At 58.9% G+C, this 25,212-nt stretch carries 26 protein-coding genes; 12 read left to right on the top strand and 14 right to left on the bottom strand.

The window, feature by feature from the left end; all coding sequences use genetic code 11:
- Nucleotides 1–2: 2 nt before the first annotated feature.
- The gene (locus tag F0320_RS00205) at nucleotides 3–953 is read right to left on the bottom strand and encodes a LacI family DNA-binding transcriptional regulator (protein WP_047649987.1); all 951 of its coding nucleotides are present in this window, start codon (nucleotides 951–953) and stop codon (nucleotides 3–5) included.
- A gap of 293 nt (nucleotides 954–1,246) precedes the next feature.
- Here F0320_RS00205 and F0320_RS00200 point away from each other — a divergent pair, with 293 nt between their 5' ends.
- From F0320_RS00200 to F0320_RS00175, 6 genes are all read left to right on the top strand, one after another.
- On the top strand, nucleotides 1,247–1,561 hold the full coding sequence (locus tag F0320_RS00200) for a PTS sugar transporter subunit IIB (protein WP_023333974.1): 315 nt from the start codon (nucleotides 1,247–1,249) through the stop codon (nucleotides 1,559–1,561).
- A gap of 11 nt (nucleotides 1,562–1,572) precedes the next feature.
- Complete coding sequence (locus F0320_RS00195; RefSeq protein WP_126330380.1) at nucleotides 1,573–2,898, top strand: PTS sugar transporter subunit IIC; 1,326 nt, start codon at nucleotides 1,573–1,575, stop codon at nucleotides 2,896–2,898.
- A 17-nt stretch (nucleotides 2,899–2,915) separates the two neighbouring features.
- Nucleotides 2,916–4,292, top strand: a complete 1,377-nt coding sequence (locus F0320_RS00190) for a glycoside hydrolase family 1 protein (protein ID WP_126330378.1) — start codon at nucleotides 2,916–2,918, stop codon at nucleotides 4,290–4,292.
- A gap of 5 nt (nucleotides 4,293–4,297) precedes the next feature.
- Nucleotides 4,298–4,600, top strand: a complete 303-nt coding sequence (locus F0320_RS00185) for a PTS lactose/cellobiose transporter subunit IIA (protein ID WP_029741865.1) — start codon at nucleotides 4,298–4,300, stop codon at nucleotides 4,598–4,600.
- Between the two features lie 136 nt (nucleotides 4,601–4,736).
- Complete coding sequence (locus F0320_RS00180) at nucleotides 4,737–6,116, top strand: carbohydrate porin (RefSeq protein ID WP_047649991.1); 1,380 nt, start codon at nucleotides 4,737–4,739, stop codon at nucleotides 6,114–6,116.
- A 147-nt stretch (nucleotides 6,117–6,263) separates the two neighbouring features.
- On the top strand, nucleotides 6,264–7,169 hold the full coding sequence (locus tag F0320_RS00175) for a DMT family transporter (protein ID WP_047649992.1): 906 nt from the start codon (nucleotides 6,264–6,266) through the stop codon (nucleotides 7,167–7,169).
- 48 nt (nucleotides 7,170–7,217) lie between these two features.
- Here the strand turns inward: F0320_RS00175 and nepI are convergent, their stop codons facing one another.
- The 9 genes from nepI to ivbL form a co-directional block, all read right to left on the bottom strand.
- The gene (nepI, locus tag F0320_RS00170; protein WP_126330376.1) at nucleotides 7,218–8,408 is read right to left on the bottom strand and encodes a purine ribonucleoside efflux pump NepI; all 1,191 of its coding nucleotides are present in this window, start codon (nucleotides 8,406–8,408) and stop codon (nucleotides 7,218–7,220) included.
- Nucleotides 8,409–8,510: 102 nt separating this feature from the next.
- Nucleotides 8,511–8,963 carry a DUF1198 domain-containing protein gene (locus tag F0320_RS00165; protein WP_126330374.1) on the bottom strand — a complete coding sequence of 151 codons (453 nt, stop codon included), beginning with the start codon at nucleotides 8,961–8,963 and terminating at the stop codon, nucleotides 8,511–8,513.
- 110 nt (nucleotides 8,964–9,073) lie between these two features.
- Nucleotides 9,074–10,465 carry a hexose-6-phosphate:phosphate antiporter gene (uhpT, locus tag F0320_RS00160; protein WP_023333957.1) on the bottom strand — a complete coding sequence of 464 codons (1,392 nt, stop codon included), beginning with the start codon at nucleotides 10,463–10,465 and terminating at the stop codon, nucleotides 9,074–9,076.
- Nucleotides 10,466–10,605: 140 nt separating this feature from the next.
- A complete protein-coding gene (locus tag F0320_RS00155) occupies nucleotides 10,606–11,925 on the bottom strand; it encodes an MFS transporter (protein WP_126330372.1) in 1,320 nt (439 codons plus the stop codon).
- The gene (gene uhpB / locus F0320_RS00150; protein WP_047649997.1) at nucleotides 11,918–13,423 is read right to left on the bottom strand and encodes a signal transduction histidine-protein kinase/phosphatase UhpB; all 1,506 of its coding nucleotides are present in this window, start codon (nucleotides 13,421–13,423) and stop codon (nucleotides 11,918–11,920) included. The genes F0320_RS00155 and uhpB overlap by 8 nt, the downstream gene beginning before the upstream one ends.
- Entirely contained in the window at nucleotides 13,420–14,013 is a 594-nt protein-coding gene (gene uhpA, locus F0320_RS00145) for a transcriptional regulator UhpA (protein ID WP_047649998.1), read from the bottom strand. The genes uhpB and uhpA overlap by 4 nt, the downstream gene beginning before the upstream one ends.
- 77 nt (nucleotides 14,014–14,090) lie before the next feature.
- Entirely contained in the window at nucleotides 14,091–14,378 is a 288-nt protein-coding gene (ilvN, locus tag F0320_RS00140; RefSeq protein ID WP_010426528.1) for an acetolactate synthase small subunit, read from the bottom strand.
- Nucleotides 14,379–14,381: 3 nt separating this feature from the next.
- A complete protein-coding gene (gene ilvB / locus F0320_RS00135; protein ID WP_126330370.1) occupies nucleotides 14,382–16,070 on the bottom strand; it encodes an acetolactate synthase large subunit in 1,689 nt (562 codons plus the stop codon).
- Between the two features lie 106 nt (nucleotides 16,071–16,176).
- Complete coding sequence (ivbL, locus tag F0320_RS00130) at nucleotides 16,177–16,275, bottom strand: ilvB operon leader peptide IvbL (protein WP_057979964.1); 99 nt, start codon at nucleotides 16,273–16,275, stop codon at nucleotides 16,177–16,179.
- A gap of 522 nt (nucleotides 16,276–16,797) precedes the next feature.
- On the opposite strand from ivbL, the gene tisB reads away from it, so the two are divergent.
- The 4 genes from tisB to emrD all read left to right on the top strand — a co-directional run bounded on the left by tisB (nucleotide 16,798) and on the right by emrD (nucleotide 19,654).
- Nucleotides 16,798–16,887, top strand: a complete 90-nt coding sequence (gene tisB, locus F0320_RS00125) for a type I toxin-antitoxin system toxin TisB (RefSeq protein ID WP_023309830.1) — start codon at nucleotides 16,798–16,800, stop codon at nucleotides 16,885–16,887.
- Nucleotides 16,888–16,951: 64 nt separating this feature from the next.
- Nucleotides 16,952–17,398: a GNAT family N-acetyltransferase gene (locus F0320_RS00120; RefSeq protein WP_126330368.1), complete on the top strand. Its 447-nt coding sequence runs from the start codon at nucleotides 16,952–16,954 to the stop codon at nucleotides 17,396–17,398.
- Between the two features lie 62 nt (nucleotides 17,399–17,460).
- On the top strand, nucleotides 17,461–18,294 hold the full coding sequence (locus tag F0320_RS00115) for an EamA family transporter (RefSeq protein ID WP_126330366.1): 834 nt from the start codon (nucleotides 17,461–17,463) through the stop codon (nucleotides 18,292–18,294).
- 175 nt (nucleotides 18,295–18,469) lie between these two features.
- Complete coding sequence (gene emrD, locus F0320_RS00110; RefSeq protein WP_029741426.1) at nucleotides 18,470–19,654, top strand: multidrug efflux MFS transporter EmrD; 1,185 nt, start codon at nucleotides 18,470–18,472, stop codon at nucleotides 19,652–19,654.
- Here emrD and F0320_RS00105 read toward each other — a convergent pair.
- Nucleotides 19,557–20,645, bottom strand: coding sequence for a cellulase family glycosylhydrolase (locus F0320_RS00105; RefSeq protein WP_047650005.1), 1,089 nt, complete (start codon nucleotides 20,643–20,645; stop codon nucleotides 19,557–19,559). The two genes, emrD and F0320_RS00105, sit on opposite strands and share 98 nt — an antisense overlap.
- A gap of 84 nt (nucleotides 20,646–20,729) precedes the next feature.
- Nucleotides 20,730–21,656 carry a DNA-binding transcriptional regulator DsdC gene (dsdC, locus tag F0320_RS00100; RefSeq protein WP_126330364.1) on the bottom strand — a complete coding sequence of 309 codons (927 nt, stop codon included), beginning with the start codon at nucleotides 21,654–21,656 and terminating at the stop codon, nucleotides 20,730–20,732.
- 204 nt (nucleotides 21,657–21,860) lie between these two features.
- Here dsdC and dsdX point away from each other — a divergent pair, with 204 nt between their 5' ends.
- Nucleotides 21,861–23,198 (top strand): D-serine transporter DsdX, encoded by a 1,338-nt coding sequence (gene dsdX, locus F0320_RS00095; RefSeq protein WP_126330362.1) that lies wholly within the window; start codon nucleotides 21,861–21,863, stop codon nucleotides 23,196–23,198.
- A 17-nt stretch (nucleotides 23,199–23,215) separates the two neighbouring features.
- Nucleotides 23,216–24,505 (top strand): D-serine ammonia-lyase, encoded by a 1,290-nt coding sequence (gene dsdA / locus F0320_RS00090; protein WP_126330360.1) that lies wholly within the window; start codon nucleotides 23,216–23,218, stop codon nucleotides 24,503–24,505.
- Here dsdA and F0320_RS00085 read toward each other — a convergent pair.
- Nucleotides 24,489–24,836 (bottom strand): DUF202 domain-containing protein, encoded by a 348-nt coding sequence (locus F0320_RS00085; RefSeq protein WP_047650012.1) that lies wholly within the window; start codon nucleotides 24,834–24,836, stop codon nucleotides 24,489–24,491. The two genes, dsdA and F0320_RS00085, sit on opposite strands and share 17 nt — an antisense overlap.
- Nucleotides 24,826–25,173: a YidH family protein gene (locus F0320_RS00080; protein WP_023309821.1), complete on the bottom strand. Its 348-nt coding sequence runs from the start codon at nucleotides 25,171–25,173 to the stop codon at nucleotides 24,826–24,828. The genes F0320_RS00085 and F0320_RS00080 overlap by 11 nt, the downstream gene beginning before the upstream one ends.
- Nucleotides 25,174–25,212: the final 39 nt, after the last annotated feature.

Here is a 25,212-nt window from a genome sequence, read left to right as displayed (position 1 = left end):
TTTCAGCGCTTCCGCATATCCGGAATGATGAGATCCCCGCGCAGAACATAGGACCCGAGCATCTGCGTTTTCTCCGTCAGCCAGCTCACAATGCGCGCCGCCATCGCGTCCATGGAATATTCAATCGCCGGGATCACCGGAATACCCGGCAGGTGCAGCGATCCGGCAAGGCTGAAGACCATGATGTCGTCCGGCACCGATTTGTTAAACGCCTGCAGCTGCGGGATCACCCGCTGGGCTTCCTGCTCGTCCGCCACCAGCAGCGCGTTGAAGTTCAGGGTGCTGGCGTTATTAAGCAGCTCCTGCAGCGCAACGGACGAGGAGGTCGCGTCCATAAAGACAAGGTTGCGATTGAAGGGCAGGAAATTTTTCTCCAGCGCATGCTTGTAGCCGAGAAGCACCTGGTCGGCAAAACCGCTGCCGTGAGGGTGGATCAGCGCAATCTGCCGACGCCCCTGGCTGGTAAGGTAGTTACAGGCGGTTTCGGCGGCAAAGGCGTGATCGAACTGAATGCTGTTGGCGTTATCAGACTCCATGCAGTCCACCAGAATAACGTTATCCATCTCCACGTCCAGCGGGAAACGGGCGCCAATCACCAGGATGTCATCGCAAAGCCCGCAGGAGAGTTCTTCAAGGGCGTGCATCACTTCCGCTTTGCTGTGCGCGAAGCGCAGCAGGAGGTGTTTTTGATGCTGGCTGAGCTGTTTTTCCAGCGCGTAGAGATATCCGGTGGTTTGGTTAATATTTTCCTGCGCGCAAATGACCCCGATACAGCCCGTCGACTGGCTCAGCAGCGACTGGGCAATCACGTTAGGCCGGTAGTTCAGCTCATCCACCGCTTTCAGTACGGCCTGACGGCTGGCTTCCTTTACGCCACGCGACCCACTCAACACTCGCGATACCGTGGCTTTAGACACCCCGGCAAGACGTGATACATCATTGATTGTCGACATCTCTTTCCCCTGGCAGGCTTACCTCGCGCCTGCAAATTCCATCACCGCTTCGGCTCACATTATAGCCAGAACGGAGTATATCCGTTTCCGTTTTTCATGGAAACCGATTTTCCGTTTCCACTCCAAATGATGTCAAAACAGCCAAATTATGTGACGCACATCGGGTTAATTAGTCTCATAAGTAAGGGATCTTGATGGTTGTCACACTTCTGTCTTTTATGAATGGAAACCGGTTTCCGTATAATGTCCAATCATCCTCGCAATAACTTTTTACATTTAGAGGATGGTTGTCGATGTTCAAAATTATGCTGTGCTGCTCTGCCGGGATGTCCACCAGCCTGCTGGTCAGCAAAATGGTCGATGTCGCGAAAGAACGTGGTTTGCCGGTGAAGATTGATGCGTACGGCGTTTCCGAATTTGATACGCAGTTTCCGCAATACCAGGTGGTACTTCTCGGACCGCAAGTGAAATACATGTTACAGACACTCTCAGACAAGGCGGCGACGCAAGGCATTCCGGTGCAGCCCATCGATATGATGGACTACGGCATGCAGCGTGGCGATAAAGTACTGGACTATGCTCTGTCGCTCATCGAAGCGGCACACTAAAAGGTGTTCACATGAGTTCGTTATATCAATCCATGGTCGCGGTGATTGAGCAGTCAATTACTCCGCTGGCCGCGAAGCTGGGTCAGCAAAAGTACGTGATTGCCATCCGCGACGGCTTTACCGCCGCGCTGCCGTTTATGATCATCGGCTCGTTTATGCTGGTGTTCATCTTCCCACCGTTCTCGGCGGATACCACCAACAGCTTCGCCCGCGGCTGGCTGGATTTCTCCCAGACCTACCGCGAACAGCTGATGCTGCCGTTTAACCTCAGCATGGGGGTGATGACCTTCTTCATTTCGGTGGGGATTGGGGCAAGCCTGGGGCGTCAGTTCAACCTCGACCCGGTGATGTCCGGCCTGCTGGCCTTTATGGCCTTCCTGCTGGTCGCCGCGCCGTATGCCGACGGCAAGATCTCGACCCAGTACCTCTCCGGCCAGGGGATTTTTACCGCGCTGATCACCGCCATTTACGCTACCCGCGTCTACGCGTGGCTGAAACAGAACAACGTGACCATTCGCCTGCCGAAGGAAGTCCCGACCGGCGTGGCGCGCTCGTTTGAAATCCTGATCCCGGTGATGGTGGTGATCGGCACGCTGCACCCGCTGAACCTGTTCATTGAAGCGCAAACCGGGATGATTATCCCGCAGGCGATCATGCACCTGCTGGAGCCGCTGGTGTCTGCCTCTGACTCCCTGCCAGCCATTCTGCTCTCCGTGCTGCTGTGCCAGATCTTCTGGTTCGCAGGTATTCACGGCTCGCTGATCGTCACCGGCATCATGAACCCGTTCTGGATGGCGAACCTCTCGGCAAACCAGGCGGCGCTGGCGGCCGGCGCGGCGCTGCCGCACGTTTACCTCCAGGGCTTCTGGGATCACTACCTGCTGATTGGCGGCGTAGGCTCCACGCTGCCGCTGGCGTTCCTGCTGCTGCGCAGCCGCGTTACCCACCTGCGCACCATCGGCAAAATGGGCGTTGTGCCGAGCTTCTTTAACATCAACGAACCGATTCTGTTCGGCGCGCCGATCATCATGAACCCGATGCTGTTTATCCCGTTCGTGTTCGTTCCGCTGGTTAACGCCTGCCTGGCGTACGCGGCAACCAGGCTCGGCTGGCTGGCGCAGGTCGTCTCGTTAACCCCGTGGACCACCCCTGCACCGATTGGCGCCTCGTGGGCGGCGAACTGGGCGCTGAGCCCGGTGGTGATGTGCCTGGTCTGTATGGTGATGTCCGCGCTGATGTACCTGCCATTCCTGCGCGCCTATGAGCGTACGCTCATCAAAAACGAAGAGCAGAAGGCCCAGGCAACCGTCGGTGCCGCCGAGACCGCCAGCAATTAAGTCAAAGAGGAAGAGTCATGAAATACGCATTTCCCGATAACTTCTGGTGGGGCAGCGCAAGCTCTGCTCTCCAGACCGAAGGGGCAAGAGAGGGGGAAACCACGTGGGATTACTGGTTTGCCCGCGAGCCGAACCGTTTTCACAACGGCGTGGGGCCGCAGCAGACCTCCACGTTTTATCAGCACTGGAAAACGGACATTCAGCTGTTAAAGCAGCTGAACCACAACAGCTTTCGCACCTCGATTAGCTGGGCGCGCCTGATCCCCGACGGTATCGGTGAAGTGAACCCGGACGCGGTCGATTTTTACAATCAGGTCATTGATGAGCTGAATGAACAGGGCATCACGCCGTTTATGACCCTGTTCCATTTCGACATGCCGATGGCGATGCAGGAAATCGGCGGCTGGGAAAACCGCGACGTGGTGGAGGCTTACGCCCGCTATGCTCTGCTTTGCTTCGAGCTGTTTGGTGACCGCGTGCTGCACTGGTTTACCTTCAACGAGCCGATCGTGCCGGTGGAAGGCGGTTATCTGTACGACTTCCACTACCCGAACGTGGTGGATTTTCGTCGGGCAGCCACCGTGGCGTATCACACCGTGCTGGCCCATGCGAAGGCGGTGCAGGCCTACCGCGCCGGGCATTACGCGGGGGAAATTGGCATCGTGTTGAACCTGACGCCGTCCTATCCGCGCTCGCAGAACCCGGCGGACTTGAAGGCGGCACACGTTACAGATCTGATGTTTAACCGCAGCTTCCTTGACCCGGTTCTGCGCGGCGAATACCCGGCGGATCTGGTGGCGTTACTGAAATCTTACGATCAGCTTCCCGCCTGCAAGCCGGAAGACGGTTTTCTGATTGCGGAAGGGAAAATCGACCTGCTCGGCATTAACTACTATCAGCCGCGTCGCGTGAAGTGCCGCGACAGCGCGGTGAACCCGCAGGCGCCGTTTATGCCGGAGTGGTTCTTTGATAGCTACGAGATGCCGGGCCGCAAGATGAACCCGTACCGCGGCTGGGAAATCTACGAGCCGGGTATTTACGATATTCTGGTTAACCTGCGCGACAATTACGGCAACCCTCGCTGCTTTATTTCTGAAAACGGCATGGGCGTCGAAAACGAGCAGCGCTTTATTGAAAATGGCCAGATAAACGATCGGTACCGCATCGAGTTTATTTCCGAACATTTAGCCTGGCTGCATAAGGGTATTAGCGAAGGGTGCAATTGTCTCGGTTACCATATGTGGACGTTTATTGATAACTGGTCGTGGTGTAATGCCTATAAAAATCGCTACGGATTTATCCAGCTCGATTTAGAGACGCAGAAACGCACCATTAAGAAAAGCGGAGAGTGGTTTGCCGCCACCGCATTAAATAATAGTTTTGAAAAAGAGTAATGATGATGATCGCACTAGAAGAAGCCGTAATGGAAATTATCGTCAATGCCGGACAGTCCCGCAGCCTGTGCTTTGAAGCCCTGCACGCGGCGCGCCAGGGCAACATTGACGAAGCCAAAAGCCTGCTGCGCGAAGCCGATGGCTACGCGCGCCAGGCGCACAAGATGCAGACCAAACTGATCGAGCAGGATGCGGGCGAAGGCCGCCAGCCGATGACGTTAATTATGGTGCACGCGCAGGATCACTTAATGAATTCCTTATTAGCGCGTGAACTGTCCGAAGAAATTATTCATTTATACCAGAGATAATCTATGGCGAAATAATTATTGTAATACCTCTGTACCCTAAATAGAGATCCACTTGTTCTGATGATAGCGACATACTCTGTCAGATCGGAGCGGGATGGTTATTGTCTGAATAAAATTAAACTATATTGAGATAACCATGAATACGATTAAAAAACTTCCATTAACCATGGCAGTTATCGCCGCGCTTTGCCCAATTTCCGTGCTCGCACAGGAATTCACCCAGGAGCAAATCGACGCCATTGTGGCGAAAGCGGTGGATAAAGCCCTGGCCGAACGTCAGGCTAAAATGGATGCGGCGGTCGCGAAAAAAGCGGACGTGGTGACAGAGCCGCAAAGCGCGGCACAATCCCCGGATATGGCGATCCCGTTCGGGGTTAAATTTACCGGCTATGCCCGCTACGGCGCGCACTTCCAGGCCGCCGATCAGAAATACGTGGCGGTGGACGGTTCCTACAACGGCGCGTCCGCCATTGGTCGTCTGGGCAACGAAGGCAACGGCGGGGAATTCCAGCTCTCCAAGGCCTTCAAGGGTGAAAACGGCGCCATCTGGGATATCAACGTGATGATCGACCACTGGGGCGACGAAGTTAACCTGAAAAAAGCCTACGCGGGGGTGACCAACATTATGGCCTCCAACCCGAACGCCTATTTCTGGGCCGGGCGTGACTTCCACCAGCGTCCGCAGCAGGGCATCAACGATTACTTCTGGATGAACCACGACGGCCAGGGCGCCGGGGTGAAGAACTTCGACATCGGCGGCGTGCAGTTTGACGTCGCCGCCGTGGCGGCGGTGGAATCCTGTAGCCCGGAAGTGATGGAAGATGAAGCCAACCCGTCGCGCATCACCTGTACCGGCGGTTCCGGCACGGGCGACAAAGGCAACTACGCCGCGACCTCAAAAATCCACGGCATGAAGCTCGGCCCGATCGACATGGAGCTGTACGCCAACTACGGCTTTGACTCCAAAGCGGTGGAGAGCGACGAGCGTCTGAACGCGTGGCAGGGCGGCGTGGTGCTGAGCCACACCAATGACAGCGGCGTGAACAAGGTGATTGCCCGCTACTCCGATAACGCGGACAACAGCGTGTTCAATAAAACCGAGGACCTGACCACGGTCTACGCCAGCTTCGAAGGGCTGTACAAATTCACCCAGGCGACGCAGGTGGAGTACATCCTCGCCTTCCACGATTACGACAATAGCCGCGATAAGACCGATAACCGTAAGAACTACAACGCCATCGTGCGTCCGATGCACTGGTGGAACGACGTTCACTCCACCTGGCTGGAAGCAGGCTGGCAACATGTGGATTACGACAACGGCGGCGACAACAAGGGCTGGAAGCTGACCCTGTCGCAGAACATGTCTATCGCCATGGGGCCGGAGTTCCGTCCGATGCTGCGCTTCTACGTGACCGGCGGCAAAGTGGATAACGCACGCACCGCGCGCGTGAACAACACCAAAGACGAAACCCTCGACGACTTCAACGTCGGCGCGATGTGGGAGGCGTGGTTCTAAGCAAGGTAGAAGCAAAACGGCAACGAGAGTTGCCGTTTTTTGTGTTTGCTCCCTCTCCCGTGGGAGATGGCTGGGGTGAGGGCATCAGAGCGCACGCTATCATGCTATGCTGTTGACCGAATAAACGACAACATAGCAGGGGAGAAAATGGGTTCCACACGTAAAGGGATGCTGAACGTTCTGATCGCCGCCGTTTTATGGGGCAGTTCCGGCGTTTGCGCGCAGTACATCATGGAGAAAAGCCACATTTCTTCGCCTTACCTGACCATGGTTCGCCTGCTGTTTACCGGCGTGATCCTCCTGACGCTTTCTTTCGTTCACGGCGACAAGATATTCTCGGTCATCAAGCAGCGCAAAGACGCACTCAGCCTGCTGTTTTTCTCGCTGGTCGGCGCGCTTACCGTGCAGCTCACTTTCCTGCTGACGATTGAAAAATCCAACGCGGCGACCGCTACCGTGCTGCAGTTCCTATCGCCAACCATTATCGTGGCGTGGTTTGCCCTGGCGCGGAAAAAGCGCCCCGGCGTGTTTGTTTTGTCCGCGATTGTGACATCCCTTGTCGGGACGTTCCTGCTGGTCACCCACGGCGACCCAACCTCGCTCTCCATCTCGCCTGCCGCGCTGTTCTTCGGTATCGCCTCGGCGTTTGCCGCGGCGTTTTACACCACCTATCCGTCGACGCTGATCGCCCGCTATGGCACATTGCCGATTGTCGGCTGGAGTATGTTGATTGCCGGATTGATGTTGACGCCGTTCTACGCCGGGCGCGGGACGACCTTCGTGATTGACGGCAGCCTGCTGCTGGCGTTTTTCTATCTGGTGGTGATCGGCACCGCGCTGACGTTCAGCCTGTATCTAAAAGGCGCGCAGATGATTGGCGGGCCGAAGGCGAGCATTCTGAGCTGCGCCGAGCCGCTGAGCAGCGCGTTGCTGTCGGTGATTTTACTGGGCGTGGCGTTCACCCTGCCGGACTGGCTGGGCACGCTGCTGATTGTATCGTCGGTGGTGCTGATTTCGATGGATTCACGTAGAAGGGTTAAGGCATCGGCGTAGCCTGATGCCCTCACCCCAACCCTCTCCCACGGGAGAGGGAGAAAAGCACTACTTCGCCTTAACCTTCCCCGCCACCAGCAGCGCAGTCAGCAGCATCAGCGTACCGGAAAGTACCAGCGGCGATGTCAGCCCCAGATGGTCGAGCGCCACGCCGCCAATGGCCGCACCGCAGGTATTCGCCAGCTGGATCACCGCCACCTGAATCGACCCGGCTTTTTCCGCCTGATCGGCCAGCGTTCGGGTGATCCACGTCGACCAGCCCACCGGCACCAGCGCAAAGGCAAAGCCCCAGATAATCGCAATGGCAGACGCGACCCACTTATCGCTGCCCCACAGCACCAGCACCGCCGCGCTCGCCGCCAGCACCAGCGGCGCACCCGCCAGCGCCACCTTCAGGGAACGTTTCAGGAACTGCGAAGACAGCGACGTGCCGACAAAGCTGGCGATACCGAAGCTCAGCAGCACCAGCGTCAGGCCGTCTACGTCAAAGCCCGCCATGTTCATAAACACCGGGCGGATATAGGTAAAGAAGGCAAACTGCCCGGCAAAGGCCATAAAGATCGCGGTCATCCCCGCCAGCACGCCGGGGCGCTTCAGCAGCGCGAACATGTTCTGCTTATGGTGCGCCGCTTCGCCCGGCAGGGACGGCAGCGCCTTCCACACCCAGATAATACACAGCACGCCCATCACCGCCGCGGCGTTAAAGACGTTACGCCAGCCGATAATCCCGCCCAGGAAGCTGCCCAGCGGCGCGGCAATCACCAGCGCGATAGAGACCGCACCGAAGATAACGGAAAGCGCTTTTGGTACCGTCCGCGCGGGCACCAGGCGCATGGTGAGCGAGGCCGACATCGCCCAGAAGCCGCCTAATCCCAGTCCCAGGCAGGCGCGCCCCAGCAGCAGCAGGGTAAAGCTTTCCGCAAAGGAGACCAGCAGGCAGGAGAGCGTCAGCAGCACGCTGAACAGGATGACCACCTTGCGGCGGTCGATAGTGCCAATCACCTGGGTGATAAACAGGCTGGCGAACATCGCCACGAAGGCGGTGACGGTGACGGACTGCCCCGCCACGCCTTCGGAAATGCCCAGATCCTGCGCCATCGGCGTCAGCAGGCTCACCGGCAGAAACTCAACGGTAATCAGGCAGGCGACGCAGAACGCCACGGAGAAAACCGCCGACCAGTTGGGGCGTGAAACCTCTTTGGTCTGCGGTCTGGTCGTGGGCTGGATATGTTCTGTCATGGCGTCACCTGAAGATAAAAACGTGCGGAAAAGTCGCGCAGTTTATCATCAAAAGTGTGACGAATTTAACGATTTGACAACTTTTGTCGTTTTTACAGGGGATCAGTGCAGGTAAAACACGCCCTCTTCCGGCAGGAAGAGCTGGTTATAGCGTAGCTGAAAGGCGTTAAGCTCCTGCGGGTCCGGCTCTATCTCGCGCATGAAGCCAAGCGCCAGACGAATTTGTGCATCGGTAATGGGCGCGGCCAGGCGGGCTTTACGCAGCATGCGGTGCCAGGCGTGCAGGTTATCTTCACTACCATCAACAATACACACCTGCCAGATAAGCAGCACCTGCGCCGCGTTTTGCAGATGCGCCTCATCGGGGCGTTCAAGATAACGGATAAACTCATTGCCGGGCGTTTTACCGAACTGGTCGATCATCGACTCAACCGGCATCGGGGTGATCCCCAGACGCTCGCTTAAACGTTTGATGGCGCGGCGGGAGTCCGAGGTCAGGACGCGAAATCCCACCACAAACACCACGGCAAGCGTTGCCAGCATTATCCAGACCATGCGTTCTCCTATGAATAGCCGCTCATCATAGCGGGAAACGCACGGCGTCGACAGCGACAGGCATAAAAAAGCCCGGCATCACACACCGGGCAAAGAAGTTACCTGCAAACTCAAGCTGTTTTTAATTTCTGCGCACGATTCTCACGGCGAATTTTACGTTCTTCCAGCACCGCAACCATCGCCATCAGGACGATACAGCCGATCGCTGCGGCATCCAGCGCCGCGAAGGTGCCCGCCCAGCCGGTGAGGCCGAAAATTGGCGTGCCGTCGGCGATCATCCCCAGACCCAGCTTGGCGAAGCTGTCGCCGATCAGGTAGGCGAAGGTGCCTTTAATCCCATCGGCGGCGCCGATCGCTTTTTTCGGGACAAAGCCCACTGCCGCCACGCCGATCAGCAGCTGTGGACCAAACACCAGGAAGCCGAGCGCGAACAGGGACGCCAGGTAAACGTACTGGTTGCTGGCGTGCTGGTAGACGCCGAGCGTGGCGATAATCAGCGCCAGCGCGACGCAGGCCACCAGCGCGCGACGGCCGTTGGCAAGATCCGAAAGCCAGCCCCACAGCAGCGTGCCGACCAGCGCGCCCACTTCGAACAGGGTGAAGCCCTGAATCGCCACTTCTTTAGAGAGCTTCAGCTCCTGGAAGGCATACACGGTCGACCACTGGTCGATGCCGATACGCACCACGTAGAGGAAGATGTTTGAGAAGCACAGCAGCCAGATCACTTTGTTTTTCAGCACGTACTCAACAAAGATCTGCCATTTGGACATCTCGTTTTCTTCGGTCTCTTTGTCCTCTTCGCTGATCTCCTCCCCGAACAGCTCTTCGGCTTTGCCGAGGCCGTAAGATTCCGGGGAGTCGCTGCCGTAGCGCAGGCCGATAAAGCCGACAATCAGGGCGATAATCGACGGGAAGATAAACATGCCGATCACGTGGCCGTCGAACAGATAGTTCGCACCAAACAGCGCCACGCCTGCCGCCCCCGCCCCGCCGAGGTTGTGGGAGATGTTCCACATGCCGAGGTAGGAACCACGCTTGCGGCGCGGGGTCCATTTGGTGATGGTGGAGTAGCTGCACGACCCGCCGGTACTCTGGAAGAAACCGCTCAGGGCGTAGAAAGCGATCATCATGAACAGGCTGACGGAGCCCGCGCCCATGCTGGCGCTGAAGCCGAGCATACAGATGGCGGAGAGGATCAGCATAAACGGCAGGAACTGCTTGGTGTTTTTGCCGTCCGCGTAGTAGGAAACGACGGTTTTCCCCACGCCGTAGGTGATGGAGAAGCCCAGACCAATCATCCCCAGCTGCGTCATGCTCAGCCCGTAGGTTGAGATCATATCGTTCTGCGCGATGTTAAAGTTTTTGCGGATCAGGTACATGGTCAGGTAGCCGATGAAGACCACCAGATAGGACTGCATGAACGGTTTGAACCACATCTTGCGCCGCACGTCGAGCGGCAGATCCAGGGTCGGCTTGCGCACCTGGTTGAGGAAGGCCAGCATGGTTTGCTCCTGAGCTGATTTTTACCTGCGAATGGCAGGCATTGTAAAAATCAGCCGGGAGAGATGCCTGAGACAGCGTCCAGGTAAAACCGGGAAAATTTCTTAGTTTTACGCCACTCGGGCCAGAAAGGTGAGGCACATCACGCTTCGCTCACCTCGCGCGGGGCCTGCGCGTGCAGGAAGGGCAGCAGCAGCAGCGCGGAGATCCCCGCCGCGATGGCGATCACCGCGAAGAAACCGCTCCAGTGCCAGACGTCAATCACCCGCGCCAGCGGCCAGCCGGAGAGCGATGCGCCGAGGTAGGCAAACAGTCCGACAAAGCCCGTCGCCGCGCCTGCCGCCTCTTTGTGAGAACACTCCGCCGCCGCCATGCCGATCAGCATCTGCGGGCCAAACACGAAGAAGCCAGTGGTGAAGAAGCACGCCGCCTGCATCACATAGCTGGCGAACGGCATCAGCCACAGCGAGCCGACGGAGAGCAAAATCCCGGCGGCGAAAATCAGGTTCATCGGGCCACGGTTGCCGTTGAACAGCTTGTCCGAGCCCCAGCCCGCCACCAGCGCGCCGATAAACCCGCCCAGTTCGAACATCGTCACCGCCGAGTTGGCGGTCACCAGATCCACGCCGAGCGTCTCGGACATGTACAGATTGCCCCAGTCGTTGATCGCCGCACGCACCACGTAAACCAGCACGTAGCAGAGCGACAGCAGCCAGATGTAGGGGTTTTTCAGCACGTATTTTGTGAGGATCTCCCTGCCGGTCAGCCCCGCGCCTTCCTGCTGCTGGGCAATCTCCATTTCGTCGTGCCGCCAGTCGCCCACCGCAGGCAGACCGACGGTTTGCGGCCGGTCGCGCAGGCGCCAGCAGAGAAACAGCCCGGCGACAATCGCGAGGCCTCCGGCAATCATCATCCCCGCGCGCCAGCCGTAGTGCAGCGCCGCCGCACCTACCACCATCGGGATCAGCGCCCCGCCGACGTTATGCGCGGTGTTCCAGATTGCCCACCAGCCGCCACGCTCGTTGCGCGAATACCAGGCGGTGAGCAGGCGGGCGCAGACCGGCGCGCCCCAGCCCTGGAAAAAGGCGTTCAGCGCCCACAGCAGGGCGAAGGCCCAAAGCGAGGTGGAGAAACCAAACAGGATGTTCACCACCCCGGTGGCGATCAGCCCGACGCCCATAAAATAGCGCGCGTTGGAGCGGTCGCTGACGATGCCGGAGAAGAACTTCGACAGGCCGTAGGTGATGTAAAACAGCGTCGCCAGCAGGCCGATATCGGTGCGCGTCATCACGCCGCTGACGAGGATCTCCGGCGCGGCGGCGTTGAAGCTTTTGCGGGTAAAGTAGAACAGCGCGTAGCCGAGCCAGATGGTCATCAGGATATGGCGACGCCAGTAGCGGTAGCGGGCGTCGATTTCCGCTTTATCGCCAATCGGCGCGGCGCTGGCAGGGGTTTTAAACATGGTAACTCCGTAGCGGCAGGCTGACGCTGACGCGCGTCCCGTGGGTGCAGGAGATATTCAGCGTACCGCCGAGCGCCTTCACGCGCTCGCGCATGCCCGCCAGGCCAAAGCCCTGCTGGCCGGAGCCCGGCGGCAGACCGCAGCCGTCGTCTTCAATCACCAGCATCAGGCGCTCGTCCTGCTGCCAGCCCTGGATGGTAACCGCGCTGGCGCTGGCGTGCTTGACGATGTTGTTCAGCCCTTCCTGACAGACGCGGAACAGCGTCACGCGCTGACCTTCGCTGAGCGTAGATTCGTTAATGCACCAGTCGAGATGGCTGACGATGCCGCGGCTTTCCAGCTCCATCTCGCGCATCAGGGAACGCACCGCCTGCTCCAGCGACAGGTCGTCGAGCTGGCGCGGACGCAGCCGTCCTAACAGGCGTCGAACGGAGTCATAGACGCCCAGCGAAAGCTGTTCGATATGTGCCCCGCCCTGCTTCACGCCCGCGTTTTCAGCCGCCAGGCGCTGGACTATGCCCGCCTGGGTGCGGATAGCGGTGATGGTCTGGCCGATATCGTCGTGCAGCTCGCGGGCGACCTCCTGCCGCACGCTCTCTTCGGTTTCCAGCAGACGCTCCGCCAGACGGCGGTTGCGCGCCAGCTCGGTCTGCAGGGACTGGTTCAGCTCGCGCAGGCGCTGAATGCCCGCGCCGAGCAGCAGCCCGGTCAGGCTTTGAGCCAGCAGGGAAAGCAGCAAATCCACAGGGTGATCGTGCCAGGTCTGGCTGGCGATCAGCGCGATGGCGTTCATCAGCGTGGCGATCAGCGCCCCCTGCCATCCGTAGTGCCAGGCCAGGGCGATAATCGGCAGCGCCAGACAGAACGGCGTGAAGCGTGATAGTTCAGCGGGCAGGCCAAGCTGGAGCCATAGGCTTACCACAAACAGCAGCAGATACCAGATGAGATGCCGAGCGCGCCAGTTCACCGGCTGGGAAACCAGCCCCGGGCCGAGCGGCTGCCAGACGGTGCTGGTGAGGTAGTGCCAGATAACGAGGCAGGTCGGCGCGAGCGTCAGGCCGCCGGTGAGGGTCAGCAGCAGGGCATTGAGCATCTCCTTGTCGCCAATCCACGGCAGGGACTGCAGCAGCGCGGCGGCCATCAGCGCCGCCCCCTGACGCAGCAGCGTGCGCCAGTCGCGCTGGTGGCGGTAGCGGGAGATGAGCGCAACCGGGAGAAGCGTGAGCAGGCTTCCGGTCATCAATAAGGGCAGGTGCGCGAGGGCCACCTCCTGCGCCAGCCAGACCAGCATCAGCCACTCTGCGCCGAGCAAAACCGGCCAGTAGGCGCGCGGACACTGGAGCATTAACCCCAGACGCAGCCCGAAGGGGAACAGCAGCACCGCCAGCTCCGGGCGCTCCACCAGATGCAGACTAATGCTCCACAGGCAGAACCAGGCGGCGGAGAAGATAAAAAAGCTGGCGACGACGGCGATCAGCCGTGAAAAAGCGGAACTCATTGCCAGCTGTCAAACATGCGGCGCGCCAGCTCGACGTCGTTGCTGACGTTGAGTTTTTCCATCAGGTTGGCGCGGTGAACGTGCACGGTTTTCGGGGACAGATCCAGCTCGGCGGCAATCTCTTTTACCGACATTCCCTGCGCGAGCTTCTCAGCCACCTGACGCTCGCGCCGGGTGAGCGGATCCTGCCGTCCGGCCGCCAGCTTGATGGCGATATCCGGCGTTAAATAGCAGCCGCCGGTGGAGACGGTGCGCACCGCGGCGATCAGTTCGTCGGGGCTACAGCGCTTGGAGAGAAAGCCGCGCGCCCCCGCGTTGAGCGCCTGCTCGACCAGCGCCGGGCTGTCGTGGACCGAGAGCATGATCGTCGCCATCCCTTTCGGCAGCTGGCTTAACAGCTCCAGTCCGGAAAGATCCGGCATCGAGATGTCGCAGATACAGACCTGCACCCCGCGCCCCGGCAGGCCCGCCAGCGCCTCGCGACCGGAGCCAAACTCGGCCACAACCTGAAAATCCGCTTCGAGATTCAGAAGCTGGGCAAATCCGGAGCGGACGATAAGGTGGTCGTCGATAAGGGCGATGGTGGTCATAGCGCGTTCCTGGCGGGCGGATAAAAAAACGCGCCTACCTTAACGATAAGCGCGCGGGTGTTCAAGCAATGAGCGATTTATTCGAAGAACACCGCAATTTTGTTAAACATGGTGGGATCGGACTGGTTGCGCGCCACTTTGGTGACGTCTTCCAGCTTGTCGATCTGGGCCATCATTTGCTCCAGACGCTGGTCATCATTAACCAGTAGCCAGATGCGGCTGTGCTCGCTGCCCTGAATCGGCAGACAGAGAATGCCTTCCACGTTAAACGCCCGGCGGGCAAAGAGCCCGCAGACGTGGGTCATAACGCCAGGGTGGTTGCGGACGGTGAGTTCCAGAATGACGTTATCATGTTGTTTCTGCATGGCTTATTCTCCCACCATCTCAGTATTTGCCGCTCCCGGCGGCACCATCGGATACACTTTTTGTTCAGGGTCGATACGCACGTGGATCAGCGCCGGGCCGGGGCGAGAAATCGCCGCCTGCAGCGCCGCGTGGGCATCCTCTTCGGCGTTCAGATCGCAGGTGTGCAGGCCAAAGCCGGCGGCAATCTGCATAAAGTTAATCATCCCAGGGTAGGTCGCGGCAAACACGCCCTGCTTGTAGAACAGGCTCTGCTGCTGGTGCACCAGCCCCAGCGCCTCGTTGTTCATCAGGATGATTTTCACGTCTAACTGGTTTTCGGCCGCGGTCGCCATCTCCTGAATGTTCATCATCAGGCTGCCGTCACCGGAGAAGCAGATGACCTTGCGGTCCGGGTTGGCGAGGGCTGCGCCGACCGCCGCAGGCAGGCCGAAGCCCATGGTTCCCAGACCGCCGGAGGTCAGCCACTGGCGCGGACGGTTCAGCGGGTAGGCCTGGGCGGTCCACATCTGATGCTGGCCCACGTCGGTGGTGATGATTGCGCTGTCGTCCACGCAGGCGGCCACGGCGTTGATCAAGCCGTAATGGCTAAGCGGGTCGCCTTCGGTTGGGATGGCGCCCGGGAACTCGCGCTGCAGATCGGCCACCAGCTGACGCCAGTCGGCGCGGTCGGCTGCGTTCGTCTGCGGGATCAGCTGCGCCAGCACCTCGGCCACGTCGCCCTGAATCGCCACGTGCGGCTGCTTGATTTTACCCAGCTCGGCGCGGTCGATATCCACGTGAATGATTTTGGCGTTCGGGCAGAACTGCTCGGTTTTGCCGATCGCCCGGTCATCAAAACGCGCGCCCATAACAATCAGCAAATCAGCCTCTTGCAGGATGTAATTGGTGCTGCGCGCGCCGTGCATGCCCAGCATACCTAATGACAATGGGTGCGCCTTAGGCAGCATGCCCAGCGCCATCAGGGTCATGGTAGTGGGCAGGTTGGCTTTCTCTGTAAACTCGCGGATTTCATCCGCAGCGTTAATCGCCCCGCCGCCCAGATAAAGCACCGGGCGTTTGGCGGCGTTAATCATGGCGGCGGCGTTGCGCACGCTCTCAGCGCTGAATTCCGGCGCGGGGGCACGCTCGCCCGGCTCCGGCAGGACGTCGATCTCGATCTCTGCGGTCTGGACATCCTTAGGAATGTCTATCCACACCGGGCCCGGGCGGCCAGACTGCGCAATGCGAAACGCATCGCTGATAACCTGAGGAAGCTCGCTGATATCGCGAACTAAATAGTTATGTTTGGTGATGGGGATAGAGATGCCGTAGGTGTCCACTTCCTGGAACGCATCGGTGCCGATCATCGAGGACGGTACCTGGCCGGTAATGCAGATCAGCGGAATGGAGTCGAGGCGCGCGTCGGCGATGGCGGTCACCAGGTTGGTTGCGCCCGGGCCGCTGCAGGCCATACAGACCGCCGGTTTGCCCTGCGTACGCGCCATGCCCTGAGCAATAAAGCCTGCCCCCTGCTCGTGGCGCGCCAGCACGTGGCGGATCTGCGTGCTTTGGCTTAACGCATCGTACAGCGGCAGCACCGTACCGCCCGGAATACCCGCAACGGTAGTGATGCCCTGTCGTTCCAGCAAATGAACGATCAGCTGCGCGCCAGTAAAACGCCTCTTTGTGGATGTTGTGCCCGAAATTGCCATGCTCCAGTCCTTTTCTTCTGGGCCGACGTTCCGGGGAGGGTCCTAAACGAAAAAACCCGCCCGGTTTGCGCCGGCGGGGTTTTGGATTCGTGTGTTGATCCAGTCCCTACGGCGCATTGCCGACGACCACCACCACACGCACGACGACCACTGCGGCTGGTTGCGCAGTTTTTAGTAGGGTCGAAGTGAAGATGGATGAAGTCATTGGGGACCTGTGTTTGGAATCATTGATGGAATTTATACAAACACAGGTTTTCGGGCGTGACAATGGAAATATTTTCATCTGCACAAAAATGCGTCAGGGATCACGTTTCGTTTGTTGGGGGATGAAAACAAAAAACCCCGCCTAAGCGAGGTTTTTATCAGGGTTTTGCGGTTGGTCGCCGCAGAACACACTGTGTTACGTCAACGCAAAAAGTATACGCGATCGAAGACGAACGCGCAATTCCGGCACGGATTTTGACGCTTTTGAGTATGGATCGCCTTCCTGATTTTGTCCAAAAAATACTGTTCATGCATACAGTATTTATCTATACTGAGGGTGTTCGCAGTGAGCGAGGGGGGCCGCAGTTTTACCGGCGCAACGAAGTCCTGGCTGAAACGGGTGGTGCCGTCAGTGCCTTAACCCCTGAAGTGAGCACACTGTGTTACGTCAATCCAGGTGCTGGCAACAGGCGGCGGAAAGGTACGCCAGCATCGTGCTCCTTTTAACCAAAAGGAGACGCGTATGAGCGTAGTGGATATGGTGATACTTATCCTCAAACTCATTGTTGCTGTACTGCAACTGCTTGATGCTGTCCTGAAATTCCTTCGGTAATTCAGGTTCAAGTCGCACCTGAGAGGGGCGGGTAACCGCCCCTCTTTAATAACGAGGGAATGCTATGTCGCGTCTGTTAATTGAGCCTGTCACACCGGATGAACCGGGGTATATCGCCCTGAAGGCTGAAAGTATCGCACTGAATTTCAACATGCTGCGCAGGCTTGAAGAGAACTGGCAGCGCGGCGAGAACCGCTTTAACGCGCCGGGAGAAAAGCTGCTGGGCGCGTTTCTCAACGGCAGGCTGGTCGGCGTATGCGGCCTCAACCGCGATCCGTTCAGCCAGCAGCCGCGCGCCGGACGTATTCGCCATCTCTACGTCAGCGAGAAGTGCCGCGGGCTGGGCATTGGCAAACAGCTTTTAACCGTGGTGATGGCCGATGCCAGCATCTGGTTTGATTTCCTGAATACCCACGCGCCGGACAGCGCGTACGGCTTCTATCGCCAGGCGGGTTTTACGCTGGTCTCGGACGAACCGCGGGTGACGCACCGCCTTTTTTGTGCCGTGTAGCCGGCTGGCAGCATCAGGGTGTGAATGTTACAGTTGAGTGACAATTCATCACCCGATACGCCATGACCACCACCGTTTTCTGCATTTTGCTCTTCGCGGCGCTGCTGCATGCCAGCTGGAACGCCATCGTTAAGGCCGGAACGGACAAGCTCTATTCCGCCATAAGCGTCAGCGGATCCGCCACGCTTATCGCTCTGGTCTTCCTGCCGTTTTCCCCACAGCCATCTGCTGCAAGCTGGCCGTTTTTGATCGTCTCCTGCGCCTTACAGGTGGTCTATACCGTGCTGGTAGCGAAGACCTATCAGGTCTCCGATATGAGCCAGACCTATCCGCTGATGCGCGGCACCGCCCCGCTGCTGGTGGCGCTGATCGGCGTGCTGGCGCTCGGGGATCGTCTCTCCTGGCTCGCCTGGTCCGGCATCGGGGTAATTTGCCTTTCGATTCTGGCGATGGCGATGCATGGCCGCACGCAGTCACGCAAAGGGCTCTGGCTGGCGCTCCTGAACGCCTGCTTCATTGCCGGGTATACGCTGGTCGACGGCACCGGCGTGCGGCTGTCGGACACCGCGCTGGGCTATACGCTGTGGACCTTCTTTATGAACGGCTTCTGCCTGTTGAGTTGGGCAATGGTGGCGCGCCGGCGCGAAGCGTCCGGCTACCTGCGCCTGCACTGGAAAAAGGGGTTACTCGGCGGCGTTGGCACCATGGGCTCTTATGGTCTGGCGCTTTGGGCCATGACGCAGGCACCGCTGGCGGTGGTCGCGGCGCTGCGTGAAACCTCGATTCTTTTTGGGGCGCTGATCGCGTTTGTCCTTTTAAAAGAAAAGGTTGCGGGCCTGCGCATCGCGGCGGCGCTGGGTATTGCCGGCGGCGCCATTCTGCTGCGCATGGCGTAAATCACTGGCAACATTAGTTGCCGATCTTGTTTACAAATCCTGCCTTTCCCGGTTTTTTCATTCACCACGACAATGCTTAAATTGTCATCTCTCTGTGGTAGATTCTTCGCGCATTTATGGGAATGCGCAGTCACTTATTCTTCATTTTTCTCTTTTGGCAAAAGTATTCAGCGACATGAAAAAACAAAGGAACGTTAACTTATTGTTGATGCTGGTGTTACTGGTGGCCGTCGGTCAGATGGCACAAACCATCTACATTCCGGCGATTGCCGACATGGCAAAGGAATTGAACGTCCGCGAGGGCGCGGTGCAGAGCGTGATGGCAGCCTACCTGCTGACCTATGGCGTTTCGCAGCTCTTCTACGGCCCGCTGTCTGACCGCGTCGGGCGTCGCCCGGTGATCCTGGTGGGCATGAGCATTTTCATGGTGGCGACGGTGATTGCCATTACCACGCACAGCCTGACCGTACTGATAGCCGCCAGCGCCCTGCAGGGTGTCGGGACCGGCGTCGGCGGGGTGATGGCGCGAACCTTACCGCGCGATATGTATCAGGGTACACAGCTCCGTCATGCCAACAGCCTGTTGAATATGGGTATTCTGGTCAGCCCGCTTCTCGCCCCGCTGATTGGCGGCCTGCTGGACACGATGTGGTCCTGGCGCGCCTGCTACGCCTTCCTGCTGGTGCTGTGCGTGATTGTCACCTTCAGCATGGCGCGCTGGATGCCGGAAACGCGCCCGCAGGACGCGCCGCGCACGAAGCTTATCACCAGCTATAAAACGCTGTTCGGCAACGGGTCGTTTACCTGCTACCTGCTGATGCTCATCGGCGGCCTGGCGGGCATTGCGGTGTTTGAAGCCTGTTCTGGCGTGCTGCTGGGCGCGGGGCTGGGCCTGAGCAGCATGGTGGTGAGTATTCTGTTTATTCTGCCGATCCCGGCGGCGTTCTTCGGCGCGTGGTTTGCCGGACGCCCGAACAAACGTTTCTCCACCCTGATGTGGCAGTCGGTGATCAGCTGCCTGCTGGCGGGTCTGATGATGTGGATACCGGGGCTGTTTGGCGTGATGACGGTCTGGACGCTGCTCATCCCGGCAGCGCTGTTCTTCTTCGGCGCGGGGATGCTGTTCCCGCTGGCGACCAGCGGCGCGATGGAGCCGTTCCCGTTCCTCGCAGGCACGGCTGGTGCGCTGGTGGGCGGTTTGCAGAATATCGGCTCCGGCGCGCTGGCCTGGCTCTCGGCGATGATGCCGCAGACCGGGCAGGCTAGTTTGGGCCTGCTGATGACGCTGATGGGGCTGCTGATTTTACTGTGCTGGCTGCCGCTGGCGTCGCGTGTTCCGCATCACGAGCAGCCGGTTTAACCGCATGATGGCCCGGCTTCTCGCCGGGCTTTTCGCAGACGGGCGCAATCATCGCCTGCAGCAACGGCTCCGGCGCGGGCCGCCAGGCCCCCTCTTCCCCGTCGTAAAACTGGAAATCCGCGTTCAGCGCATACGGGATTTTCGCCTTTTGCAGCTCGCAGGCCATAAAGGTGGAGAACGCCATTTGCGAAGCGGTTGGCGTGAGGTGGTTTGACTCTCCCACGCCCCAGCCCCCGACCCAGCTAACGTGCCCGGTTTTTTGCTGCCAGCGCAGCGCGGTATTGATGCGATTATGGATAGCCGCTTTCTCCGCCGCCGTGCCGGACGTCCACGGGTATTTACCGCTATTTTTCAGCGGCCCCCACGGGAAAATATGCCACTCCGCCAGCAGGTAGTTTTGGCTGTGCGCAGGCAGCTTCAGGCTGGATAAATCCTCCGGCGCGGCGCGCAGGCGTGGCGCAATAAAGATCATGCGCTGCGGATCCATGTCGTGGATCGCTTTAATGGTTTTTTCATACACGCGGTTTAGCGACGCAAGGTTGTGGTTAAGCTTGTCGGCCGGCTCATAGATGAGATCAAAACCCAGCAGCGGATAGCTCTGACCAAAATAGTGCGCCACGGCAATCCACCAGTTAATCGTCTCTTTCTCGTTATCGGCTTTCGGGTCGTTTTTATATTCATCAGCCTGATAAGCGATAATCGGGATCACGCCATACTGCTCACAGGCTTCCACCAGCTTGCGTAGGTGGATCAGCCGCGCTTCCGTCGGTTCATCGGCTACACGAATGCGCACGTGGGTAATGCCTTTTGCACGAAAATCGCGTACTACCAGCGGGTCGAATTCGCGTATGCCGCGCTCGGTGCGCGCCCAGTCCACATCCATCCCGACGCCCATCTGCTGCGCATAACGGGCAGCCGTCAGCGGCGGCTCAGCGGCAATCGCCCAACCGGAAGAGATCAATAATGCAGAGACAATAAAAGGCTTTAACACGGTTTACCCTGGATAAATCGAAAGCATTACCTGTATTTAGCACGCTTTTTCACATTCCGTGTAGAGCGAAAGCGTAATAATTCTTCAACCTGCCAGTTCTCTCAGCCAGCCGATAAAGGCATCTATTTTCGGCCACTGTCGGCCTGAAAGCGTCGAGATATAGTAGTGCTGATGGCATTTCAGAGTTTTTTCACCAAACGGGGCGATAAGCTCGCCCCGCTCAAGCCGTTTCTGCACCAGCCGCTTTCTGCCCATCGCGACGCCGACGTGGTTGATGGCCGCAATAATCGCTAAATCGGAACGATCGAAACCAATGCCCGACGATGGCGGCATATTCACCGCAAAGTGTTGCGCCCAGCTCAGCCACTCATCCGTGCCGGAATCGTTGCTCCAGGCCTGACGGTCATGCAGTAGCGTGCAGTGGCTGAGGTTATCGGGGTTTTTCAGCAGTTCATGCTCGCGGGCATACTGCGGCGAGCAGACGGGCAAAATCTCCTCGTCCATCAGGAAGTGATGAGAGAGGTGGTTTGGCGGCGTATCGTCGAAATAGAGCGCCAGATCGACGCCCGTTCGCTGCATATTAACGTAATCATTGCCGGTCAGGACGGTGAGTGAAATCGACGGATAGCGGCGGGTAAAGTCCCCCAGCATGGGCACCAGCCAGCACTGGGCGATCGACGGCCGGGAGTAGACCGTCAGCGTGCCGGACAGCGCCTGGTTTTTGATGTCCAGGATCTCCTGATTCAGGGTATCGAGGGACGATTTCAGCGTCCAGTAAACGCGCTTTCCCTCCTGCGTCAGCTCGACTTTACGGTGCGAGCGGACGAACAGCTGTATGCCCAGCTCCTCTTCCAGCAGGTTGATGCGGTGGCTCACCGCGCTGGGGCTGAGCGACAGCTCCTCCGCCGCCAGGGCGAAGGACTCATGCCGGGCGGCCACTTCAAAGGTATACATTTTCGACAGCTGCCAGCCGTTTAACAGGCGGTTTCTGGCTTCATTAGCATCGGTCATCACAATTCTCACGCGGGGTTTCTGCGCTCAGCATACCGCTCAAGGGTGAATTTATGTGAACCTAATACGCATTAAGTGCGCTTTTTAGAGCGCAGTCACTCAGTTGATCCAATCTGGCTCACCTGAACGCCAATTTATATCGTTTGTCAGCCCCCGCCGTTTTTTCGTCCAATACCCACAGATGACATAAGGGTGAGGTGAGATATGGGATCTCAGGTCTGGGTTGTGGCAACGCTGCTGGTCAGCATTGTGTTGATTGTTTTAACCATCGTTAAGCTGAAGTTTCACCCGTTCCTCGCGCTGCTGCTGGCGAGCTTTTTCGTCGGCGCGATGATGGGGATGAGCCCGCTGGATATGGTGAACGCCATTGAGAGCGGAATTGGCGGTACGCTGGGCTTCCTGGCGGCGGTGATTGGTCTGGGCACCATTCTCGGCAAGATGATGGAAGTCTCCGGCGCGGCAGAGCGCATCGGGATCGCCCTGCAGCGCTGCCGCTGGCTATCGGCGGACGTGATTATGGTGCTGGTGGGCCTTATCTGCGGCATTACGCTGTTTGTGGAAGTGGGCGTAGTACTGCTGATCCCGCTGGCGTTTTCCATCGCCAAAAAGACCAACACATCGCTGCTCAAGCTGGCCATTCCGCTCTGTACCGCGCTGATGGCGGTGCACTGCGTGGTGCCGCCGCATCCGGCCGCGCTGTTTGTGACCAATAAATTAGGCGCGGACGTCGGAACGGTGATCGTCTACGGCCTGCTGGTGGGCCTGATGGCCTCGCTGGTCGGCGGCCCGCTGTTCCTGAAGCTGCTCGGCAATCGCCTGCCGTTTAAACCGGTTCCGGCGGAATTTTCAGATCTGAAGGTGCGGGAAGAGAACACCCTGCCGTCGCTGGGCGCCACGCTGTTCACGGTGCTGCTGCCGATTGCCCTGATGCTGGTGAAAACCATTGCCGAGCTGAATATGGCGAAAGAAGGCACGCTGTATACGCTGCTGGAGTTTATCGGCAACCCGATCACCGCCATGTTTATCGCCGTGTTTGTCGCCTACTACCTGCTGGGGATACGCCAGCATATGGGCATGGGCACGATGCTGACGCACACCGAGCACGGCTTCGGCTCTATCGCCAACATTTTGCTGATTATCGGCGCGGGCGGCGCGTTTAACGCCATCCTGAAAACCAGCGGACTGGCGGACTCGCTGGCGCATATTCTCTCGAACCTGCACATGCACCCTATCCTGCTCGCCTGGCTGGTGGCGCTGGTGCTGCATGCCGCCGTCGGCTCCGCGACGGTGGCCATGATGGGCGCCACGGCGATAGTTGCGCCGATGCTGCCGCTTTATCCGAACGTGAGCCCGGAGATCATCACCATTGCCATCGGTTCCGGCGCCATTGGCTGCACGATCGTGACCGATTCCCTCTTCTGGCTGGTGAAGCAATACTGCGGCGCGACCCTGAATGAGACCTTCAAATACTATACGACGGCGACGTTTATCGCCTCGGTGCTTGCACTTGTCGGCACATTCCTGCTTTCCTTCATTATCTGAGCGCGAAGAGACGTATTATGGAAAACGCAACTATCACTACTTTAACCGCACAGTTTCCTCTGGTTGAGGATCTGGTTGCCCTGAAAGAAACCACCTGGCTTAACCCGCGCACCACGACGCTTGCTGAAGGGCTCCCCTATGTTGGGCTGACCAAAGCCGACGTGGACGACGCGCACGCGCGCCTGAAACGCTTCGCGCCGTATCTGGCGAAAGCCTTCCCGGAAACGGCGGCAACGGGCGGGATTATCGAATCCGAACTGGTCGCGATCCCGGCAATGCAGGCGCGGCTGGAGAAAGAATTGGCTCAATCTATTCCCGGCACGCTGCTGCTGAAAAAAGACAGCCATCTGCCGATTTCCGGCTCGATTAAAGCGCGCGGCGGTATCTATGAGGTGCTGACCCATGCGGAGAAACTGGCGCTGGACGCCGGGTTGCTGAGCATCGACGACGACTACAGCATTCTGCTGGAGCCGCGCTTTAAGGACTTCTTCAGCCAGTACAGCATTGCGGTAGGCTCAACCGGCAACCTCGGGATGTCCATCGGCATTATGAGCGCCCGCATCGGCTTTAAGGTGACGGTACATATGTCCGCCGACGCCCGCGAGTGGAAGAAAGCCAAACTGCGCAGCCACGGCGTCATCGTAGTGGAATATGAGCAGGATTACGGCGTGGCGGTAGAGCAGGGACGAAAAGCGGCGGAAAGCGATCCGAACTGTTTCTTCATTGACGATGAAAATTCCCGCACCTTATTCCTGGGCTATGCGGTGGCGGGCGAGCGCCTGAAGGCGCAGTTTGCCGAACAGGGCCTCGTAGTGGATGCGGATCATCCCCTGCACGTCTACCTGCCGTGCGGCGTCGGCGGCGGCCCTGGCGGCGTGGCGTTTGGCCTGAAGCTGGCCTTTGGAGATAACGTCCACTGCTTCTTCGCGGAGCCAACGCACTCCCCGTGCATGCTGCTGGGCGTTTACACCGGCTTGCACGATGAAATCGCGGTGCAGGATCTGGGCATTGATAACGTGACGGCGGCGGACGGTCTGGCGGTAGGACGCGCGTCGGGCTTCGTGGGCCGTGCGATGGAGCGTCTGCTTGACGGGTTCTATACGCTCTCCGATCAGAGCATGTACGACATGCTCGGCTGGCTGGCGCAGGAGGAAGGGATCCGTCTGGAGCCGTCCGCGCTGGCGGGCATGGCCGGGCCGGTGCGCGTGCCTTCAGATGCCAGCGTTACCCACCTGGTGTGGGCGACCGGCGGCGGTATGGTGCCGGAAGACGAGATGGCGAAGTATCTGGCTAAAGGGAAAAAATAACCTGTAGATGGGTTACCGCAAACAGCAGCGACAGCAACAGCACGGCCAGGGCGATCAGGAATTTATCCCGCACCGCCTTCGGCTGTACAAAATCATTCTGCGCCACGTCCATCAGGTTACGGCTGCGGGTATAGCGCCATAAAATGATGGCCACCAGCGCCAGCACAACAATAGAAATCCAGAATGGCACCCCTGTGCGGTGCCAGTTGTGCTTAATCGCCAGGGCAATCAGCGCGCCATACCCCAGCAGCGTGCGCAGCCAGGCCAGCGACGTCCGCTCCGGCTGCAGGCCGGGGTCCGCTTCGCGCCGCGCTTTGCGGCTATCCGCCATAGAACACCAGCACCATTACCACGCCCGCCACCGTCAGCAGAATCGTGCTGATGATCAGCAGCCCGCGCGTATAGGGCAGATCCTGCTTCAGACGCATCGCCTTCTCATTGCGCAGCCAGCGCAGGTAGCCGTATATCGCCAGCACGCCCGCGAACAGGCACAGCAGCAGCGCCAGCACTTCGCGAATCAGCGGCGTGGCGAAATCAGGTGCGAGCTGATCGAGGCCGACGCCTGCTGCCAGAAAGCCCAGCGCCGTGCGGATCCACGCTAAAAACGTGCGTTCATTGGCCAGAGAGAAGCGGTAGTCCGGCGCTTCGCCGAGGCGGGAAATTTTCATGAAGGTTCCTTGTCGTGCTTCGGGCAGGCTTCAGCATAG

The sequence above is a fragment of the Enterobacter dykesii genome, assembly GCF_008364625.2.
Taxonomy (GTDB): domain Bacteria; phylum Pseudomonadota; class Gammaproteobacteria; order Enterobacterales; family Enterobacteriaceae; genus Enterobacter; species Enterobacter dykesii.
Note: the sequence above shows the minus strand (reverse complement) of the source record. Positions and strands in the feature narration are given on the sequence as shown.

Bases quoted from the DNA above. Each gene is read 5' to 3' on its own strand.
- F0320_RS00205 (WP_047649987.1), bottom strand. From the start codon at position 953: ATGTCGACAATCAATGATGTATCACGTCTTGCCGGGGTGTCTAAAGCC.
- F0320_RS00200 (WP_023333974.1), top strand. From the start codon at position 1,247: ATGTTCAAAATTATGCTGTGCTGCTCTGCCGGGATGTCCACCAGCCTG.
- F0320_RS00195 (WP_126330380.1), top strand. From the start codon at position 1,573: ATGAGTTCGTTATATCAATCCATGGTCGCGGTGATTGAGCAGTCAATT.
- F0320_RS00190 (WP_126330378.1), top strand. From the start codon at position 2,916: ATGAAATACGCATTTCCCGATAACTTCTGGTGGGGCAGCGCAAGCTCT.
- F0320_RS00185 (WP_029741865.1), top strand. From the start codon at position 4,298: ATGATCGCACTAGAAGAAGCCGTAATGGAAATTATCGTCAATGCCGGA.
- F0320_RS00180 (WP_047649991.1), top strand. From the start codon at position 4,737: ATGAATACGATTAAAAAACTTCCATTAACCATGGCAGTTATCGCCGCG.
- F0320_RS00175 (WP_047649992.1), top strand. From the start codon at position 6,264: ATGGGTTCCACACGTAAAGGGATGCTGAACGTTCTGATCGCCGCCGTT.
- nepI (WP_126330376.1), bottom strand. From the start codon at position 8,408: ATGACAGAACATATCCAGCCCACGACCAGACCGCAGACCAAAGAGGTT.
- F0320_RS00165 (WP_126330374.1), bottom strand. From the start codon at position 8,963: ATGGTCTGGATAATGCTGGCAACGCTTGCCGTGGTGTTTGTGGTGGGA.
- uhpT (WP_023333957.1), bottom strand. From the start codon at position 10,465: ATGCTGGCCTTCCTCAACCAGGTGCGCAAGCCGACCCTGGATCTGCCG.
- F0320_RS00155 (WP_126330372.1), bottom strand. From the start codon at position 11,925: ATGTTTAAAACCCCTGCCAGCGCCGCGCCGATTGGCGATAAAGCGGAA.
- uhpB (WP_047649997.1), bottom strand. From the start codon at position 13,423: ATGAGTTCCGCTTTTTCACGGCTGATCGCCGTCGTCGCCAGCTTTTTT.
- uhpA (WP_047649998.1), bottom strand. From the start codon at position 14,013: ATGACCACCATCGCCCTTATCGACGACCACCTTATCGTCCGCTCCGGA.
- ilvN (WP_010426528.1), bottom strand. From the start codon at position 14,378: ATGCAGAAACAACATGATAACGTCATTCTGGAACTCACCGTCCGCAAC.
- ilvB (WP_126330370.1), bottom strand. From the start codon at position 16,070: ATGGCAATTTCGGGCACAACATCCACAAAGAGGCGTTTTACTGGCGCG.
- ivbL (WP_057979964.1), bottom strand. From the start codon at position 16,275: ATGACTTCATCCATCTTCACTTCGACCCTACTAAAAACTGCGCAACCA.
- tisB (WP_023309830.1), top strand. From the start codon at position 16,798: ATGAGCGTAGTGGATATGGTGATACTTATCCTCAAACTCATTGTTGCT.
- F0320_RS00120 (WP_126330368.1), top strand. From the start codon at position 16,952: ATGTCGCGTCTGTTAATTGAGCCTGTCACACCGGATGAACCGGGGTAT.
- F0320_RS00115 (WP_126330366.1), top strand. From the start codon at position 17,461: ATGACCACCACCGTTTTCTGCATTTTGCTCTTCGCGGCGCTGCTGCAT.
- emrD (WP_029741426.1), top strand. From the start codon at position 18,470: ATGAAAAAACAAAGGAACGTTAACTTATTGTTGATGCTGGTGTTACTG.
- dsdC (WP_126330364.1), bottom strand. From the start codon at position 21,656: ATGACCGATGCTAATGAAGCCAGAAACCGCCTGTTAAACGGCTGGCAG.
- dsdX (WP_126330362.1), top strand. From the start codon at position 21,861: ATGGGATCTCAGGTCTGGGTTGTGGCAACGCTGCTGGTCAGCATTGTG.
- dsdA (WP_126330360.1), top strand. From the start codon at position 23,216: ATGGAAAACGCAACTATCACTACTTTAACCGCACAGTTTCCTCTGGTT.
- F0320_RS00085 (WP_047650012.1), bottom strand. From the start codon at position 24,836: ATGGCGGATAGCCGCAAAGCGCGGCGCGAAGCGGACCCCGGCCTGCAG.
- F0320_RS00080 (WP_023309821.1), bottom strand. From the start codon at position 25,173: ATGAAAATTTCCCGCCTCGGCGAAGCGCCGGACTACCGCTTCTCTCTG.